Annotated in this window: 19 protein-coding genes; 18 read left to right on the top strand and 1 reads right to left on the bottom strand. The window is 37.0% G+C overall.

What is annotated here, in order from left to right:
- Nucleotides 1-824 precede the first annotated feature (824 nt).
- Entirely contained in the window at nucleotides 825-2,495 is a 1,671-nt protein-coding gene (locus ACKTTZ_RS07275) for a hypothetical protein (protein ID WP_407848116.1), read from the top strand.
- A 56-nt stretch (nucleotides 2,496-2,551) separates the two neighbouring features.
- Here the strand turns inward: ACKTTZ_RS07275 and ACKTTZ_RS07270 are convergent, their stop codons facing one another.
- On the bottom strand, nucleotides 2,552-2,926 hold the full coding sequence (locus ACKTTZ_RS07270) for a hypothetical protein (RefSeq protein WP_407848114.1): 375 nt from the start codon (nucleotides 2,924-2,926) through the stop codon (nucleotides 2,552-2,554).
- Nucleotides 2,927-3,145: 219 nt separating this feature from the next.
- Between ACKTTZ_RS07270 and mobC the strand changes: the two genes are divergently transcribed.
- The 17 genes from mobC (at nucleotide 3,146) to ACKTTZ_RS07185 (ending at nucleotide 17,546) form a co-directional block, all read left to right on the top strand.
- Nucleotides 3,146-3,520, top strand: a complete 375-nt coding sequence (mobC, locus tag ACKTTZ_RS07265) for a plasmid mobilization relaxosome protein MobC (protein ID WP_407848112.1) — start codon at nucleotides 3,146-3,148, stop codon at nucleotides 3,518-3,520.
- Nucleotides 3,517-4,959, top strand: coding sequence for a relaxase/mobilization nuclease domain-containing protein (locus ACKTTZ_RS07260; RefSeq protein ID WP_407848110.1), 1,443 nt, complete (start codon nucleotides 3,517-3,519; stop codon nucleotides 4,957-4,959). Before mobC ends, ACKTTZ_RS07260 begins: the two co-directional genes overlap by 4 nt.
- Complete coding sequence (locus ACKTTZ_RS07255; protein WP_407848108.1) at nucleotides 4,956-5,591, top strand: ParA family protein; 636 nt, start codon at nucleotides 4,956-4,958, stop codon at nucleotides 5,589-5,591. The genes ACKTTZ_RS07260 and ACKTTZ_RS07255 overlap by 4 nt, the downstream gene beginning before the upstream one ends.
- The gene (locus ACKTTZ_RS07250; protein WP_407848106.1) at nucleotides 5,579-5,965 is read left to right on the top strand and encodes a hypothetical protein; all 387 of its coding nucleotides are present in this window, start codon (nucleotides 5,579-5,581) and stop codon (nucleotides 5,963-5,965) included. The genes ACKTTZ_RS07255 and ACKTTZ_RS07250 overlap by 13 nt, the downstream gene beginning before the upstream one ends.
- Before the next feature lie 8 nt (nucleotides 5,966-5,973).
- Nucleotides 5,974-6,519, top strand: coding sequence for a hypothetical protein (locus ACKTTZ_RS07245; RefSeq protein ID WP_407848104.1), 546 nt, complete (start codon nucleotides 5,974-5,976; stop codon nucleotides 6,517-6,519).
- Between the two features lie 151 nt (nucleotides 6,520-6,670).
- Nucleotides 6,671-7,006, top strand: coding sequence for a DUF4134 domain-containing protein (locus ACKTTZ_RS07240; RefSeq protein ID WP_184190017.1), 336 nt, complete (start codon nucleotides 6,671-6,673; stop codon nucleotides 7,004-7,006).
- Between the two features lie 3 nt (nucleotides 7,007-7,009).
- Nucleotides 7,010-7,348, top strand: coding sequence for a DUF4133 domain-containing protein (locus ACKTTZ_RS07235; RefSeq protein WP_184190015.1), 339 nt, complete (start codon nucleotides 7,010-7,012; stop codon nucleotides 7,346-7,348).
- Nucleotides 7,329-10,388 carry a TraG family conjugative transposon ATPase gene (locus ACKTTZ_RS07230; protein WP_407848101.1) on the top strand — a complete coding sequence of 1,020 codons (3,060 nt, stop codon included), beginning with the start codon at nucleotides 7,329-7,331 and terminating at the stop codon, nucleotides 10,386-10,388. Before ACKTTZ_RS07235 ends, ACKTTZ_RS07230 begins: the two co-directional genes overlap by 20 nt.
- Complete coding sequence (locus ACKTTZ_RS07225; protein WP_407848099.1) at nucleotides 10,375-11,034, top strand: hypothetical protein; 660 nt, start codon at nucleotides 10,375-10,377, stop codon at nucleotides 11,032-11,034. Before ACKTTZ_RS07230 ends, ACKTTZ_RS07225 begins: the two co-directional genes overlap by 14 nt.
- The gene (locus tag ACKTTZ_RS07220; RefSeq protein ID WP_407848097.1) at nucleotides 11,031-11,705 is read left to right on the top strand and encodes a hypothetical protein; all 675 of its coding nucleotides are present in this window, start codon (nucleotides 11,031-11,033) and stop codon (nucleotides 11,703-11,705) included. Before ACKTTZ_RS07225 ends, ACKTTZ_RS07220 begins: the two co-directional genes overlap by 4 nt.
- 1 nt (nucleotide 11,706) lies before the next feature.
- Nucleotides 11,707-12,384, top strand: coding sequence for a hypothetical protein (locus tag ACKTTZ_RS07215; protein ID WP_407848095.1), 678 nt, complete (start codon nucleotides 11,707-11,709; stop codon nucleotides 12,382-12,384).
- A 12-nt stretch (nucleotides 12,385-12,396) separates the two neighbouring features.
- A complete protein-coding gene (locus ACKTTZ_RS07210) occupies nucleotides 12,397-13,215 on the top strand; it encodes a hypothetical protein (protein ID WP_407848093.1) in 819 nt (272 codons plus the stop codon).
- A gap of 15 nt (nucleotides 13,216-13,230) precedes the next feature.
- Entirely contained in the window at nucleotides 13,231-14,403 is a 1,173-nt protein-coding gene (locus tag ACKTTZ_RS07205) for a hypothetical protein (protein ID WP_407848091.1), read from the top strand.
- 2 nt (nucleotides 14,404-14,405) lie between these two features.
- Entirely contained in the window at nucleotides 14,406-15,020 is a 615-nt protein-coding gene (gene traK / locus ACKTTZ_RS07200) for a conjugative transposon protein TraK (protein WP_407848089.1), read from the top strand.
- The gene (locus ACKTTZ_RS07195) at nucleotides 15,020-15,400 is read left to right on the top strand and encodes a hypothetical protein (RefSeq protein ID WP_407848087.1); all 381 of its coding nucleotides are present in this window, start codon (nucleotides 15,020-15,022) and stop codon (nucleotides 15,398-15,400) included. Before traK ends, ACKTTZ_RS07195 begins: the two co-directional genes overlap by 1 nt.
- A complete protein-coding gene (gene traM, locus ACKTTZ_RS07190) occupies nucleotides 15,397-16,659 on the top strand; it encodes a conjugative transposon protein TraM (RefSeq protein WP_407848085.1) in 1,263 nt (420 codons plus the stop codon). Before ACKTTZ_RS07195 ends, traM begins: the two co-directional genes overlap by 4 nt.
- Nucleotides 16,656-17,546: a DUF4138 domain-containing protein gene (locus ACKTTZ_RS07185; RefSeq protein WP_407848083.1), complete on the top strand. Its 891-nt coding sequence runs from the start codon at nucleotides 16,656-16,658 to the stop codon at nucleotides 17,544-17,546. Before traM ends, ACKTTZ_RS07185 begins: the two co-directional genes overlap by 4 nt.
- The last annotated feature ends 81 nt before the right edge of the window (nucleotides 17,547-17,627 follow it).

The raw sequence follows: 17,627 nt of genomic DNA, 5'->3' as shown, positions 1-17,627 counted from the left end.
CTCAGAATTATTTTTCAAGTAGAATGGGGATTTCTTTCCTTAAAATTTTTTCTGAGGATTCTGTATGTAAGATTCAATTCTCCAAGAAATTGAAAAATTCTCCAAAAAATATTTGAATTTTTCTCAGAATTATTTTTCAAATAGAATGAGGATTTCTTTCCTAAAATTCTCATTGAGAATTCTGCTTGTAAGATTCAATTCTCCAAGAAATTGAAAAATTCTCCAAAAAAAATATTTGAATTTTTTCTCAGAATTTTTTTCAATAAGGATAAGGGTTTCTTTCCTGAAAATTTTCATTGGGAATTCTGTTATGATATTCAATTCTCCAAGAAATTGAAAAATTCTCCAAAAAATATTTGAATTTTTCTCAGAATTATTTTTCAAATAGAATGAGGATTTCTTTCCTAAAATTCTCATTGAGAATTCTGCTTGTAAGATTCAATTCTCCAAGAAATTGAAAAATTCTCCAAAAAAAATATTTGAATTTTTTCTCAGAATTTTTTTCAATAAGGATAAGGGTTTCTTTCCTGAAAATTTTCATTGGGAATTCTGTTATGATATTCAATTCTCCAAGAAATTGAAAAATTCTCCAAAAAAAAATATTTGAATTTTTTCTCGGATTTTTTTTTCAAGTAGGATAAGGATTTCTTTCCTAAAATTCTCAATGAGAATTCTGTTAAGAAGATTCAATTCTCCAAGAAATTAAAAAAATTCCAAAGAATTCATTTGAACTTTTGTTGCTTTCCATTCTTATCAGTATTACAATAATCATAGCCGAGAATAATTTGTATTTTTGAATTTTAAATAAAAGCTTAAGAACATTAATGAACTTTAAAATCGTTCCCCACTTCGAAGAAATTTTTCCTGAAGAGAATAAGGAAAATCCTTTATTCTATCTTCTTAAAATACCAAAGGAATTATTACTTAAAAGCATTGGTTTTTGCAATACCTATCCATTACCAACCTATAATAATTTTTTTTCTGATAAAGAAATAGCGAAAGATATTGCTAAAAGGATAGAAATTTTTAAACGTGGTTCAGATAAGGATATCGAAATAATTTCACCACATTCTTATCTTAAACTTTCAGAACTTATCTTGTCAAACATAGAGAAATTCAGCGTGGATGGAGATAAAGGCTCAAACTCTGAACTAAATCTGTTCAAAGCTTTCCTGGTATTAAATTCAAGATTTACCGAGTATAATCATGATTTCCAAACAAACCAAAACAAAGAATCTTTCATAAACTTTATTGTTCTGCAAGGATTTCAATTAAGTGAAATTTCAATGTTTGAAGATGATAAAAATGAATTTGTAAAATTAATTTATGCAACAATTTACAAGGTTGAAAGCTTATTAAAATTTCTTTCAATCAAAAATTTTGAATTAATAAAAGCCGAATTTATAAAATCATATGGATTGACTAATGAAAAGGATTTTATATACAATATGAAATATTTATTCGCAACCCTTTTTATTGCTAAGCTTAATAATCAATACCTATTTACAAGTCAAAATCTTTCTTGTTTTGATTTAGTGAAAAATATAGCAGCCACAAAAATTATCGAGGATGAAGATTTTACAGAATTAAAAAAGAAACCACTTTATTTCATTGATGAAAATAGATTTTCCATTGTAAATTTCTATTTTGCTGTAGACTTATTTTATCGAAGTGCCAAATTTCGATTACAAGAAATTTTTAGAGAAAATAAAATTAAAATTGATGACTTCTTTAGTTACTATAATAAAGAATTTTCAGAGAATTTTCTAATGAAAAACTTGTTAGATGATATTTTTAGCAAAAAATTTTACACTAAAAAAATTGAATACGAAAATGAAGAAAAAAATGATCCTGATTACTACTTAAATTATAATAATACCCTATTAATATTTGAAAATAAAGATGTTTTAATTAGTAAATCAATTAAGTCGGCAAACGATATAGAAACAATCGAAAATTTTTTAAAAGAAAAATTTTTGCAAAGTAAAAAAAAGAGAAAAATAAAAAGAGTTGGTATTAAACAATTAGTAAATTCAATTGAGTTTATTTACAACCAAAATTTCAAATTTGATAATACAATTAAATACAATCATAAAATTGAAATTTTCCCTATACTGCTTGTACATGACAGAGTTTTTGAATCAATGGGAATTAACTATAAATTGAATAATTGGTTCATTGAAGAACTGAATCTAAGAAATATAAAATGTAATGAAAAGTTTAAAATTCACCCATTAACTTTAATGGATATTGATACTTTAATTTTGTGGAATCATAATATTAAAGACAATTTTAAAATTTTAAAAGATTTACTAATAGCCCACACAAAACAACTTAATGAACTGCCAAAAAAAAGTTACAATAATCCTAAACATTTTACTGATTATTTGCAAAGACTATTGAGACCTATTTCTGCCAGAGAAACCCCATTTTTTATTAAACCGGGTGAGTTTTCAAAGCAATTTTTAGATTTACTTTCTAATAAAAACGTATGATTAGTTTAATTTTATTTTTGGTATATCATCTAAAAAAAATTTAATATCCAAAGGTTTCATTCAATTTTATTAATTGGAACCATACTCATTTCCTCTGGCTTTGTCGACCATTGGACTTGCCAAACTCTACCATCAGTTTGGTCAAGCAAAAGAAAACTGTTAAAATTTTGAGTAGGATAAAGATTAAATCTACCATCCATTTCACCTTCAGCGGTAGTTAAAGAATTTGAGTTGAGCTTTATTTCGAAACGATTTGTATCCTTCATACTATATTGAACCTGCCAAATTTGGCCATTACGGGTGTTTAACTTTAGAAAGGTCCACATATTTTGGGTTGGAAAAAGTTGAAAGACTTTCTCTGACTTATTTGTTTGACCAGACAAATATGTGGTTGCAACAGTTAATATTAATATAAAATATGTTTTCTTCATATGTTATAAGTTTTAATGAATTGCTGATCAGGCTCACCCGGCTGTTTTGCAATCTTTTGCAAATAGCGACATATTTTATTGAGCTAAAGCAAAATACTGATTTTTTTTTAATTTAAACCCCTTTTTAAATTAGGGGAAGAACTTTCTCGTTTGCCAATCTTACTGAAATGATTTACCTGATTAGTTTTATAACAGGTCATTAACCTAAAGAAGAGACAAATGAAAAAAGAACAATCTCCCACTCGCAGTAAAAATGCCAGGATTACCCTGCGCTTGGACCAGCCAATTAAAGAAAAATGGCTGGCTTATTGTCAGAAATGTAATATTTACCTTTCAGATTTTATTGTCAATATGGTCGAAGGCAAAATGCTTGAAAACGACCGTAAAGAAATCATGTTTTTTATTGAAAAGCAGGGAAATGTTTTTGCCAAGATAGAGAACAATATCAATCAGATTGCGCGGTATGTCAATACCGAAAAATCGATACCGAAAGAGCTATTGAAAGAATACAATTCTAAGCTTCAGGAGCTCAATAGCATTAAAACCGAGCAAAATCGAATCATCAAAAAAATTTATACAGAACTTTCCAAATGATCGTCAAAATTTTAAATAAGAGTTCCAAAGATTTTAATGGGGTTGCTTATAATGATAAGAAGATTGATAAGGGAAAAGGGGAGCTTCTTTTGATGAAAAATTTTCCTGCTTACCTTAATTCCGCTTCAAGCAGGCAGGAAGTTAAAAATTATTTCAAAGCAATCTCCAATAACAACAAACGTGTTCAAAATCCCCAATTTCATGGTACGATCTCTGCAAAAGGGAGATTATATTCAAAAGAGCAGCTGGCACTAACCGCTGAAAAATTTATGGAAAAGATGGGGTATGGAGAACAGCCATACATTGTAGTTTTTCATAATGACACTTCCAATAATCACGTCCACATCGTTAGTTCCAGGGTTGATAAGCATTCCGGAAAACGAATAGAAAGGGATTTTGAAAAGTATAAAAGCCAGACTGCCCTTCAGGAAGTATTAAAAGAGCTGTATGGAACAGATGTCCATAAGAAGCTGGATCAACTTTTAGGGTATTCATATAGTAATTCCAGCCAGTTACAAAAACTGCTGGAAAATTCCGGTTACTCAGTGTATGAAAAAGAAAATACTATTCATATCCTTTGCAACGGTTTGCATTTAATGTCAATTAATACCGGAGATTTAAAATTTTCAGAAAAGAATATTGAAGATAGCAGAAAAAAACAGATATTTGCGATATTCAAAAAATACAAAGAGGTATTTTCAAATTCTGTCTTTAAAGTTGCAGATGAAAAAGGAAAATACATCTCCTACCAATCGGAACTTCAATACCAGCTGAAGAAGAAATTCGGTATTGACGTTGTTCTTTCATTCAAGGATGATAAACAGCCGTTCGGCTATACCATCATCGACCACAAAGCAAAAGCAATTTATAAAGGAAGTGAAATCATGAAAATGGGAGACCTTTTCAAGATGACCTCCGGAGTATTGGATAAAAAGCTCTTTGAAATTCTGACCAATTCAAATATAACAATCGAAACGAAGGAAGCTTACAAGAAGCATTTGGAAGACGAGTACAAATGCGAGATCCGGGATTATATGGTGTTTTTGAAAAATTCAAAAAAGACAGCTTATAATATCTGGAAAGAAACACGAAATTCAACAATGGATCATATCCGGAATTTTGGAAAAGTGAGCAGCCCGGAAGATAAGATTAAGATCCTTAATTTTTCAAATGAATTGTATGTTATTAACGGTAACGACAATGCCATTTTTATGTTAAAAGAATTGGTCTCGGAAAATTATCAAAATCTTTATTTATCAAGGCTGCTTTCCCCTCAGAATTTTGAATCACATCCTATTGTAAGCGGCGTACAGGTTCCGGTTTCATCAGATTTCAGGGAAATGCTTCGGCGTTCTTCCCTATTTGATATTGCGGGACCCTCACAGCCGGCAAACGAAGAACATGAAAATAATCGCAGAAAAAAGAAAAAAAAGAGATGATTATCACTTTTGCAAATCAAAAAGGCGGTGTGGGCAAAACCACTCTTGCCATTGCATTTGCCAATTATCTTTCCATGTTTACCGACAAAAAGGTCAATGTAATCGATTTTGATTTTCAGCGTTCATTTTACAGAAGGTGGTCAGAAGACAAAGAAATAAAGGGGGGCTATTTATATGAAGTGGAAAAAATTTCTGAAGATAATATTCACCTTACCCAAAACGAAAAAGTTTTACATCAGCTCAAAACGAGTGAAGAAGTCTTTCTGTTTGATACGGCAGGTAATATCCAAAATAATTATACCCAGGTATTGCAATACAGTGACGTTATCATTATTCCTTTTGGGTATTCCAATGTAACCATGATGTCTACCGTTCTTTTCCTCAACCTGCTCAGACTGATTAAAGTTAATGCAAAATTATATTTTATCAGAAGCAATATGCGGAAAGATGACAGCTATGAACTCAAACCTGTAATGGACGCTGAATTTGAAACGATTGGGAAAGTAATCGGCAGCTGGGTATTTACCCGGAAATGCCTGCTCAGTATTAATACCAAGGAGCTCACCTATGAGCAAAAGCTGGCAGTAAAAGAAACATTCGATGAATTAATCTATCATATATGGGAATTTTAGACCGCTATGCCACAGAGGAAGATAAAGAAGAGCTGGCTAAGAATCTAAAACTGCCTATAGATGGGAAAACCGAAAAAGTACATACCGCCAGCAGAAGATCCAAAGCTTCAGGAAAAAAAGCTACAGCAAAAATTACGGAATCAAAATTCCCTGCTCCTGACGATGAATTATTATCAGTAATTACTGAATTTGTCCAAACCTATAAGGAAAGAGATAAAACCAGCAGAATGATCAGGATTCAGGATACCCAATACCGGGAACTCGTCAGCCTGCGAGCTGATGGAATTTCGGTAAGCAGGTTCATCAGCTTTGCAGTGCATTTTACCTTGAAGTCAAAGGATTATGATACCATCATCAACATTTTAAAACAATAAGAATTTTAATGGGAAAAGTCTTTATAGTTATCGGCATACTGTACCTGTTGTACTATGCCGGAAATATAGTGTATGACTTATTTATAAAAACACCTGTGGTCCTCAGAAATGAAAATGAAGGCGAGGTTATAAGCCTTGGGAGCATTAGGGATGAAATTCCTGCTGATATTACTCATGTCAGTGAACAGGAAACAGAAGATCTCAATATGCCAGGCTCTTATACCTTTTCAGATGAAGAAGAATTATTTTCTGACGATGACAACGAATCGGGTTTGATACAGGCCCGCTATGAAGAAGAAAAGGCGATTGACAATTATAATACGGAGGCTGAACCTGCCATTGAAGAAAAGAATGAGCAAAAATTGTCTTTTCTTTCGAGAATAAGTTCGAGCCTTAACATTAAAGAGCAGGATGTACAATCCAAAGAAACCGAAATCCTTCCGTCCACTATATCGGATGAGGTGTTCCGGAATTTCTTTGAAAAAGCTTCCCGCCATATTGTTGTTAGCAATGAAAATGGGCAGAATTTTTATAAATCAAGTTTAGTTTTTTAACAGTTAAATAGAAGTGGTACGGCTGAGCCGTCACCTGTTTCGATTCCAAAGTATGCAGTAATACCGTATGCTTTGGAATTTTTTTTATCAAAAATCCAACAGCTTTTGAAAGCACAATTCAATACTGTTCAACAAAAATTTAAATATCAAAATGAAAAAATATATTAAACAACCATTCAATAAACTTAACATCATTAAGGAATTTTTTGCAGTTGCCATACTACTGGTTTCTAACCTCGTATTGGCACAGTCAGGAGGTGCAGGTGCTATTTCTTCTGCCACGTCGGATATTGAAGAATATGTAGAGCCAGTATCGAACCTGGTTCAGATGATTGGTGCCGTAGTCGGAATTGTCGGCGGTGTGCGAATTTATAATAAATGGAATAATGGTGATAACGATGTCAACAAAGAACTCATTGGCTGGGGTGGCGCCTGTATTTTCCTTTTGCTCGTTCCAACCGTTATCCAGGCATTCTTTGGCATTTAAAAAATGGAAAGGAGCTTTTTTCTATACAAGGGGCTTAAGAAGCCTCTTGTATTTAAGGGACTGAAAGGAAAATACATCTATTATGCAGGGGGATCGTTTGCAGGAACAATGATACTGGGGATTATCTTAAGCAAAGTCATCGGCTTCTTTATAGGAATCGCGCTCGCTTTTGCTATCGGCGGCGGGTTGATATGGAATGTCTTTAGGCTTCAGAAATCCAAGGGGTTGTATAATAAAACAGCGAACCACCATGAGATTCATATCATTCCTGCCAGAATTAAGCTGAAACAGAAGTACGAACCCAATATAAAAATTGACGAAAATGAAAAAGAAAACCTTTAGCCTTCCTTTTATCGGTTATGACTATGGTGCAGAGCAGGATGTCCGTTATGATGTCCTGATTGGCGAATACGGTAATCCCATTGTTGCTATTCAGGTTAAAAATATTGTTACTCAATATTCTGCTGACCGGGAACTTTATCTTAAATATCATTCTGTCTTACTGAATATTATCAGTATCATCGGCGAAGGGCATATTGTACAGAAACTCGACATTTTCGATAAGAAGGTTTACAAAGCTGAACCTCATGAAGAATATTTACAGCAGAAATATTCAGATCATTTTGAGGGCAGGATTTTTAAAACCATCGACAGTATTTTGGTGTTTACCCACCGGATCGACCAAAGTAAAAAGAAAAGCCTGTATAAATATTCTGAAAAAAAATACAAGCAGCTGCGTGATAAAGCAGAAAAAGTTTTTATGCTGCTGAAGGATAATGGCTTTGAGCCCCGGTTTTTCTTTGAAAAGGACTTTGAATATTATATTTCTTCCATTCTTTCCATGAATTTTGGAAAAACAACCAAAGCCCTTGATAATATCCGTTCGCTGGACGACAACCTCCAAATAGGAAGATCTTTTGTAAAAGCCATTTCCTTGGTTGATGTTGAAAATATTGAGCTTCCCAATGAAATGTATCCCTATACCACCCTGGGAGGAAACGGAGCGACAAAAAATACGGCGGTTGACAATTTTTCTTTTCTGAATGATCTGGAACAGTATAACACGATCATCTATAATCAGATTATTGTTATTCCCGACCAAGTAGAAAGAGTCAAATTTTTATCCAATAAGAAAAACCGTCATGAAGGATTTCAGAATGAGCCTTTGAACCGTATTTGTGCAGAAGAAATCGGAGTACTGCTAGATAGTATTGCCAAAGACGGACAGTTGATTGTAGATGCGCATTATAGTATGGTCGTCGGCTGCGAATCGCGGGAGGATATGGAGAAAACGCAGTCTATGATTGAAAACCAGCTCTTTCAGAAAGGGGTCATTACCAGTAAAAGCAGCTATAATCAGTTGGAGCTGTTCCGGGCTTCAATGCCCGGCAATGCCAACGAGCTGAAAGATTATGATCTGTTTACCACTACGAGCGAAGCCTCGTTGTGTTTTTTTTTTAAAGAAAGCTACCCCATAGATGAGCATTCCGGCTTTTATCTTCGGTTTACCGACAGGCAGGGTGTCCCGCTTAAAATAGACACTTCCGATCTGCCAATGCAGACCGGAAGGATTAACAATCGGAACAAATTTGTTCTAGGTCCTTCAGGCAGCGGAAAGTCTTTCCTGATGAACAGCATTATCGAGCAATACCTCACCTATAATTATGATGTGGTGATTGTAGATGTTGGAGACAGTTACAGCGGAACCGCCAAATACAAAAACGGGAAATACATCCAGTATACAGAAGAAAAGCCTATCACAATGAACCCATTTGTGATGGATAAGGCGGAATTCAATATTGAAAAGATAGAATTTTTAGGAAATTTAATCTTCCTGATCTGGCAAGGCCCTGAGGGGTCGATGACTACCACCCAGAAATCCATCCTGGATAATCTTCTGCTGTCTTATTACCATCAGTATTTCAATGGAGGAACCAATTGGTATGCCCACAAAACATCCCGTGAGCTCATCCTGTACCTAAACAAATACAACATTTACGAAGAAGAATTATATGCGGATTTCGAAAATCAGTTCAGCGAAAACGAGAGCTATTATGATATTCTCGGTATTCCCATGACAGCGGAAAAAGATGAGATCAAGAAAGCTTTCAGAAAACTGGCCATCCAGTATCATCCGGATAAAAACCGGGGTCATGAAAATTATGACGATGCCCTGTTTAACAGAATCTACGAAGCCTACGAAACGCTGTCCCATGAAGAAAAGCGAAGGGCATATGATGAAACCCGGCTTATTCTCTCAAAAAGAGAAGTTATACGAAGACCACAAATCAATACCTCGGAATGGGAACAGGCTTTCAGAAGGGCACTCATTAAAAAAGTGGCTGAGCTGGAAGAAAAACTTCATATTCCGGAGCTTTCGTTCAACAGCTTTTATGAGTATGCCGAAAAATTCCTGCCGATCTACCTGTCCAACAAAAAGTACAGGATTGCGGAAGGCGAGTTTAACCTACGAACTTTCCTTTATGTCCTGGCAGACTTTTACAAAGGCGGAAGATACGGCACGGCCCTCAATGAAAGTACGGATAATTCCTTATTTGAAGAACCTTTCATTGTCTATGAGATTGACAATGTAAAGGATAACCCCAAACTTTTCCCTATTGTGACGCTGATTATCATGGATACCTTTATCCAGAAAATGCGTCTTAGAAAAGACCGCCGTAAAGCCATTATACTGGAAGAAGCATGGAAAGCCATTGCCAGTAAGCTGATGGGGGGCTATATCCTCTATTTGTATAAAACCGTAAGAAAATTCTGGGGTGAAGCCATTGTGGTTACCCAGGAACTGGATGACATCATTGGAAATGCGGTAGTCAAAGACAGTATTATCAACAATTCCGATACGTTTATACTGCTGGATCAGACCAAATTTATTGACAATTTTGATCGCATCGCAGCCTTACTTTCTCTTAATGATGTGGAACAAAGCAAGATTTTTACGATCAACAATCTGAATAACAAAAGCGGCAGAAGCCGTTTCAAGGAGTTCTATCTTAAACGGGGCAGCAAAGGTGAAGTCTATGGTAACGAGGTCTCCCTGCACCAATATTTGACCTATACAACGGAAAAACCGGAAAAATCTGCTCTTGAATACTATGTTGGTGCTTTTGGAAATTATCAGCAGGCATTGGAGCATTTTGTTCTGGATATAGAAAGCTTGGGAGACAGTCTCCCTAACCTCGTGGAGCTGGTTAACCTGTACCAAAGACCTATTGATAAGTCTCTTATCAGTTATTATCAATCTTTTAAGCATCGGCATAAAGGAAAAGATTTTTTTAAAACAATGAAAAGGGAACTCCTTGACCGTGATATGACTTTACGGGAGTTTATTAAAAACCAACCAACAACTTATGAAAAAATATAATGTACTTCTATTTGTCTTTATCGTGAGTTTCCTTAAAGCGCAGACTCCGTATATCGACGTGCTGACCGCTCCTGCAATGGCATTATATGCCAGCCAGATCAAAAATGAGCAGGAGAAGACAGTGGACGAAATGAACAAGCTTCAGCAGGCCCAGGCTTTTGTCTCCACGCAGATGGTACTTGCCAATGATCTTCAGAATAAGGTCTATAAAGGGCTTAAAGAAGTTAACGGAACCTTAAAGAACGGAATCCAGGTTCAGAATATTTACAACAACCTAAGCAAACTCATTACCAATGTCAACGGAATCTATGACGAAGTTCAGGATGCACCGGAATACAGTGTTTTTGCCTACAAGTCTGTTCAGCTGGTCACGAATAAAGCTACCGACATTTATACCGATGTCGCTGACCTTCTGACCAGCGGTGAGCTGAACCTGGCTACTTCCGGAGACCGGAGACGGCTGCTGTTTAATATTGAGAACAACACCCGCCTGATGAATGTATATCTGGTCAATGTGCGGTGGGCGATCAAAAGAGCCAAGAAAAAAGGCTTCTGGAAATCCATTAATCCGTTTCAGACGTATGTGAACACTGACAGGCAGATCTTTAAGCAGATTTTAAATAACGCAGGAACTTTAGGATTATGAAATCGTTTTTAAGACATTTTTTGTTTCTCCTGGTAATTATATATTCTTCATCATTACGGGGACAGTTTACCGGAGGCAATTACATCTGCTATTACCTGATCAATTCTGAGATTCAGAAAACGATGCAGGAAAATGAAAAGCAAAAAGAGATGAGAAATAAGCAGCTGACCAACTTAGCGCTGGAATCAGCCAATAAGGAAGAGTGGAACAAATACCGGGAGGTCACAGAAAATATAAGAGGCAGGCTTAACAACCTATCCTTTGCCGTTCAGACTATTCCTGCTTCTGTCAGCATTGTAAAGGAAATTGATAAGATTTACGAGATACAATCCAAAATTTATGATGAGCTGGCAGATGCCCCTCTTTGGATTCCACTGGCATTAAGCGGGCAATATGAGTTCATCAATAGCCTTCAAATGGATATCAGGCTGATGGCTGGCATTGTCCTGTCCTACGGAACCATCAACGAAATGGAAAAAGCGGAACGCAAAATACTGCTGGACTACGCCCAATCGGAAATTAAAGGGCTTCGCCAGCAATCCTATTCCACTTTGCAAAAAATTGTTAATGCCAAACGGAAAATGAAACTGCGGAACAATCTCCTGCAAAACTGGATCAATCGGGATAAGAAAATCATTCAGGACATTATCAACAACGCAAATCTTTATTAAAATGAGAAAATTATTAATTATAATCCTCCCTTTATTTTTCATCAAAGGGAGTGCCCAGTATTATTATCAGCTCTATTATAACCTGGAATTGCAGGCACAGGTGACGGCTAACCAGGCAGCACGTGTCGTCTCCGAAAAGCTGTATCAGAATTCTTATGAAAAGCAGCGGAAAGCCTATGACGACATAAAAGAAAAAGCCACACAGGTTGTGGTAATTAAAAACCATATCTACAACCAGCTTCGAAATGTGAACTCTGCCCTAAAGCAGGGAAAGCAGCTTGAAGCCATCTACTATGATTTTTCAAAACTGGTGGGAAACATGCAAAAAATGCTGGAATTGTCCGGTCAAAAGCCTCAGTATACAGTTTTGATTACCAATTATTATTCTAAGCTGTATCTCCATGCTATGAATTCATATGAGAATATCAGCAGCTGTGTGATGAATGAGGAAAACGATTACCTCATGGACAGCTATGACCGGCAGAAGATTCTTTCCAAGATACAACACGAGATCAAAATCATGAACGGGTGGACGGTGCATATTATCAATTACCTACGGAATGCTGAAAAGAAACCCTATTTCCGGCACATCGGTGTACTGAACAGCTGGTATATCCAGGACAGAGCTATGATTCAAAATATCATTAACAATTATCAATTTAACCTTAACGGGTGGTAAATATTTTAGGCTATGAAAAATATTCTAATTCTGACCCTTATCATCCTATTGCTTCCCTTTACTGAATGGAAAGGGCAAAGCATTAAGAGGATAAAAGACAAGCATATCGTAGGGCAGGAAAAGCGGCAGGTATTCTACGAGTGGGGCGACTGGCAGCCCAAACCGAAATATTTTTTGGGAATTCAGACCAATTATGCCTATGCTATGGTTTGGGGGTGGCTAGCACCAAGCCGCAACCGCGATTACAAAGGTGGCAGCGATATCCGTCCATTAGGTCCGTGGGGGCTTCAAAACCAGCGGTATGCCACAACCCTTGTGCAGCAGGATAAAACAGAAGACATTCAGGAGGAAGCAAAAAACACCTATGAAGAGAACCTTAAAGAGTTTTATCACTATACAAGTGCTACTTCATCAGCAGATCCCCTGTACTTGCTGTATTATAAAGATATGCTCAAAAGTCTGGACAATTTTGATACCAATTCTCCGGTTCCGTATCAATGGGGGTTTACCTCTTATAAAGCATGGGAGCGCTTCAACAATTTTGGGATTATCGGGGAATGCAGACGAAAGATTGATGTGATGCAGGACAAATATAAAATTGCTAAAACGGTTGATATGCCCAGAGGCAAACGTATCCTTGCGTATCATGACTGCCTGATCGAGTGGAGAAAGATGAGGAAATACCTTGCTTATTTGAACGCTCAGGCTGAAAACAGACTGAAAGCTGAAGCCAGGCTGGAAAGCTACAAAACCAAGAATCCCGCAAAGATTACCAAAGAACGGCGTGATGCTGAAATATTCATGGATGTGCTCACCGGGCACTTATACTAAATAACAAATAATTTTATGAAACAAAAAATGATACTAAAAAGCATTACCCTGTTAATGCTTCTCTTTATCCCCTGCCTTGTCTTTTCACAGGACACCCATAGTGATGAGTACTATCAGAAGGCCATGGACTTTTTACAGGGTGAAGGCGTTCTGGAAGGATGGTTTACCGAAAAGTTCCTGCCTTTGTACGATAGCTTTATGACAGCGGAGTATGGACAGTTTATCCTGTTCGGACAGGCTGTAGCCGGTGTCGGGGCTTTACTTTATCTCGGAAATATCGGCTGGCAGATGATCAGCGGAGACCGGGAATGGGAAATCGTACCGATGCTTAAACCTTTTGCCATCGGTCTTGTGATTATGAACTGGGTGTCTTTTGTGGGACTGCTCAGAGCACCCTTACTGAAATTGCAGGATGTATCAGAGGAAAGTTTTGTGGAAAGCCAGCAGGAACTCAACTCTTTACGATGGGTGCGGTTTAAGAAACAGCAGCAGGTGGTAGACCGCATTGTTGAAGAGCAGGCAAAAGCGCAGGCAGAAATACAACAGCAGGAGGCCGGAGATCAGTCTTTAATTGAACAAGGATTGGATATGATGGGAGACGGTCTTACCAGCCTGATGAGCCCTGTTTATGAACTTTATCTCCGTTTACAGATTAGTTTTCAGCTAGCTATTTCCAGTGCTTTAGAGCTCATTGGCCTATGGATACTGCGAATATGTGTATATGGCATATTCTTCATTCAATTGATATTTTCCACCATTCTGATCATTGTCGGCCCAATTCCAGTCGGCTTATCAGTATTTCCGGCGTTTTCCAACTTCCTCTCGCAGTGGGTCGCAAGGTTTATCAATGTCAACCTATACGGATTTGTAGCATTCATCATTTTGAAGATTGGGACATTGCTCCAGCTTTTTGCTTTTGAAGCAGAGATTGAACGCTACGACCAGATCATCAATAATGACGGAAGTATTAAAAATATGGATCTGCTGCTCACCTATTCAAGCAGTGGCATTATGTCCTTCGGACTCGTAATCGTGTGTTTTTTGATTACGGCCGTAGGCATTTTATGTGTCCCGACACTCGCCAACTATATCATACCATCAGGGGGCAGCAATACAGGAGCAATGTCTAAGATGAAACGCGCCGGAATGGCAGTTGCCACCAAAGGCGCATCGTTAATGAAAATATAATTATGGGACTCGTAAAAAATATTGAACAAAAAATAAAAATAAACCGGGTGGCCACTATAGGCTGCCTCGTGTTATCAGTGATTGTGGTTATTGCAGGGTTTGTGTTTTCCTATCTACAGATCCGGGATGCCAGAAAATCTATCTATGTACTGGATAACGGTGTTCCGGTTTTAGTAAAGCAGACTGATCTGCTCATGAACCGCCCTGTGGAGTATAAAGCACAGATCGATCTTTTTCATTCACTGTTTTTCACCCTGTCTGCCGATGATGATTACATCAGGGAACAGACCAAAAGGGCACTGTATCTCATTGATGACAGTGGAATGAAAGAGTATATGAACCTAAAAGAGAAAGGATTCTATAATCAGATCATTTCCTCTAACAGCGTAATGACCGTAAAAGCTGACAGTATAAAGCTTGATGAACAAAATTTAAAGTTTGTCTATTACGGTACACAGACGATTAACCGGAAAACACAGCTTATTGTAAGGAAGCTGATTACGGAAGGATTTGTAAAGGATATTCCACGTTCCCCGAACAATCCCCACGGTGTGCTGATTGAAAAATGGAAAACCTTAGATAACTCGGATCTATCCGTTAAAGAAAAATTCAGATAATGGAACAGCAGCAAAAAATAATCAGTAACGAGAAAATCACGCTCTGGAAAAGAGCGGAGCATTTTGCAGAAAAGCAGCCCAAAAAAACATTTTATATCATGTTCGGGCTTATTTTCTTTTCCGTCCTTTTTACCATTGGGAACCTTATTTATGTATATAAGGTGTCAGTCCCGGAATATGAAAAGATGAAAAGGCAAAATATCCTGACGGATGCAACGAATTCTTTCGGTAAAACCGTCAAGGAAGCAGAGAACATACTAGATATGAGTGAAGCTCTCAAAGAACTCGAATATTACCGCAGAAAAAAAGTCCTAAGTGCTTCGGACAGCATAAGGATAAGATACCTGCTTGATAAATACCAAATAAAGAATAAGCAATGAAGAAACTTAACGTAAAACAACCCAAGTACATCCTTCCGCTCATTGCTCTGCCATTTGTTTTGATGATAGGGTATTTTTATACCCAGTTCGCAGCCAGTTCAGGGCAGGATAAGAATAAGCTTGCCGAAAGCAAGGATATATCAACGGACTTCGGAAATGTAGGAGAACGCTCGGAGATCAAAGGTAAAGCCGATGCTTATGCCGATTTTTTCGACAAGCGGACGGATGGCAGAACAATGATTGACGGTTTTGGAAACGAACAGGAAAATCTTGAAACTTTTGATGATAACCTTTCTGACCATCAGAAGAGACATATCGACAGCTTAAACTATGCCAGGGAGAAAGAAAGGTTGAACAGTCTTTCCCGGCAGGCAAGACAGCAATCCTATTACAACGCAAAGGACGGCAGGCAAAGCAGGCAGCGTGAAGACGAGCAGTATGATAGAAGTATGAAAATGCTCAAAATGCTTAACGGTGACAGCCAGGAATACAATACTACAAATTCCGGAGAACAGAAAAATGAAGCTGCGGATTGGAAAAAAGAACAAATGGCGCTTATGCGTGAGCAAATGATGCTCATGGACAGCATTGAAAAAGCCAACAATCCCGAACTGAAAGATCAGGCCAAGGCATTGGAAAAAATGAAGAAAAATGAAAAGGAAAAAGATTTCTTTTTGAATTCTACCCTGAAGGTAACCAAAGCGTCCAAAAGTGCCGATTTCAATTCCATTTACAAACAAAAGGAAAGTTCTTTTATAAAAGCTGTGATTGATGAAAACATCAAGGGTTTTCTCGGAAGCAGGATAAGGATTCGTCTTCTGGAAGATGTCTATGTCGGTAATGCCAAAATATCGAAAGGGACTCCTTTGTATGCCCTGATCAGCGGGTTTTCACTTCAACGGGTGAACCTGCATATCGTGTCGGTTATGCACCAGAACGAAATCCTTCCCATTAACCTTAATATCTATGATATTGACGGAATGGAAGGCTTATATGTACCCGGTTCAGCATTCCGGGAAATGACACGTTCTATGGGTGAAAATATCGTACAGGGGCAAAACCTATCCACAGGAGGTGCAGATTTTTTCACAACCACACTAACCTCGGTATACCAATCCACTTCCAAGACCATTGCTGATGTGATCCGGAAGAACAAAGCAAAGATTAAGTACAATTCTTTTGTCTACCTGATTGATAGCAAAGAACTGGAAAATAAGAAAAAGAGCATTTATAAAACCAACACCACCCTTAACCCATGAAAAAATTATTATTAATACTTACCATAACACTTATATCCATATCCGCCTTTGGACAAAGCCAGGTGCTTTCCAAGGTGTATAAAAATAACCTTCCCGAGATTAATATTACCCGGAATGTTAACCTGCATTTCCGAAGCCCCGAACCCATACAGTTTGTAGATTTAAGTACCAACCGTCTCATTGGCGACCTTCCTGCCGAAAATGTGGTCAGGATTAAAATTCAGCAAAATGAAGAAGAAAAACATTTTGTGAATGACAGCCTGAAAAAGACAGTTGATATCCCAATTACTTACTACGATCATCAGGAATTAGGTATTGTTACCATTGTAGGACAATCCTTCATGGCGCAGTACAAATTGGTTTTTATGGAAGATAATTCCTCACATATTATAACCAATAGAGAGATTCTGCCAGAGGATATGCAGCCTTTGGAATATCCGGAATTTCAGATGTCTAATGCCGAGCTGAGAAAATATTCAATGCAGCTGATTGAAAAAAAGGAAAATAAATTACTCAGGAAGAATAAGGATTTAGGGCTGATATCACAATTAAATAGCGTCTATACTTTCGGTGATTATGTCTTTCTGGATGTTAGCTTTAAGAACAGTACCAATCTCGTTTATGACATTGAAAAGCTGAAATTTTCCATAGATGACAAGAAAATTTATAAAGCAACCAATGTACAGTCCATAGAGGTAGAACCGATATTTAGATTGTATAATGTAAAGAGATTCAAAAAATCTTATCGGAATATTTTTGTGTTCAAAAAATTCACTTATCCTAATAATAAGGTATTGAACATCCGGCTGATTGAAAACCAGATTAGTGGACGGACGATCAACCTGGAAGTAAAATACTCAGATATTTTACAGGCAGATACATTCTAACCCATATTGCCATATTAACCAAACAGTGCAGCCCCGGAAATTCCGGGCTGTCTGCTTTTTATATTCTTAACCAAAGACCAT

Origin of the sequence: Chryseobacterium sp. KCF3-3, from assembly GCF_045865955.1 — a bacterium.
Classification (GTDB): domain Bacteria; phylum Bacteroidota; class Bacteroidia; order Flavobacteriales; family Weeksellaceae; genus Chryseobacterium.
This window is presented reverse-complemented; position numbering and strand designations above follow the sequence as displayed.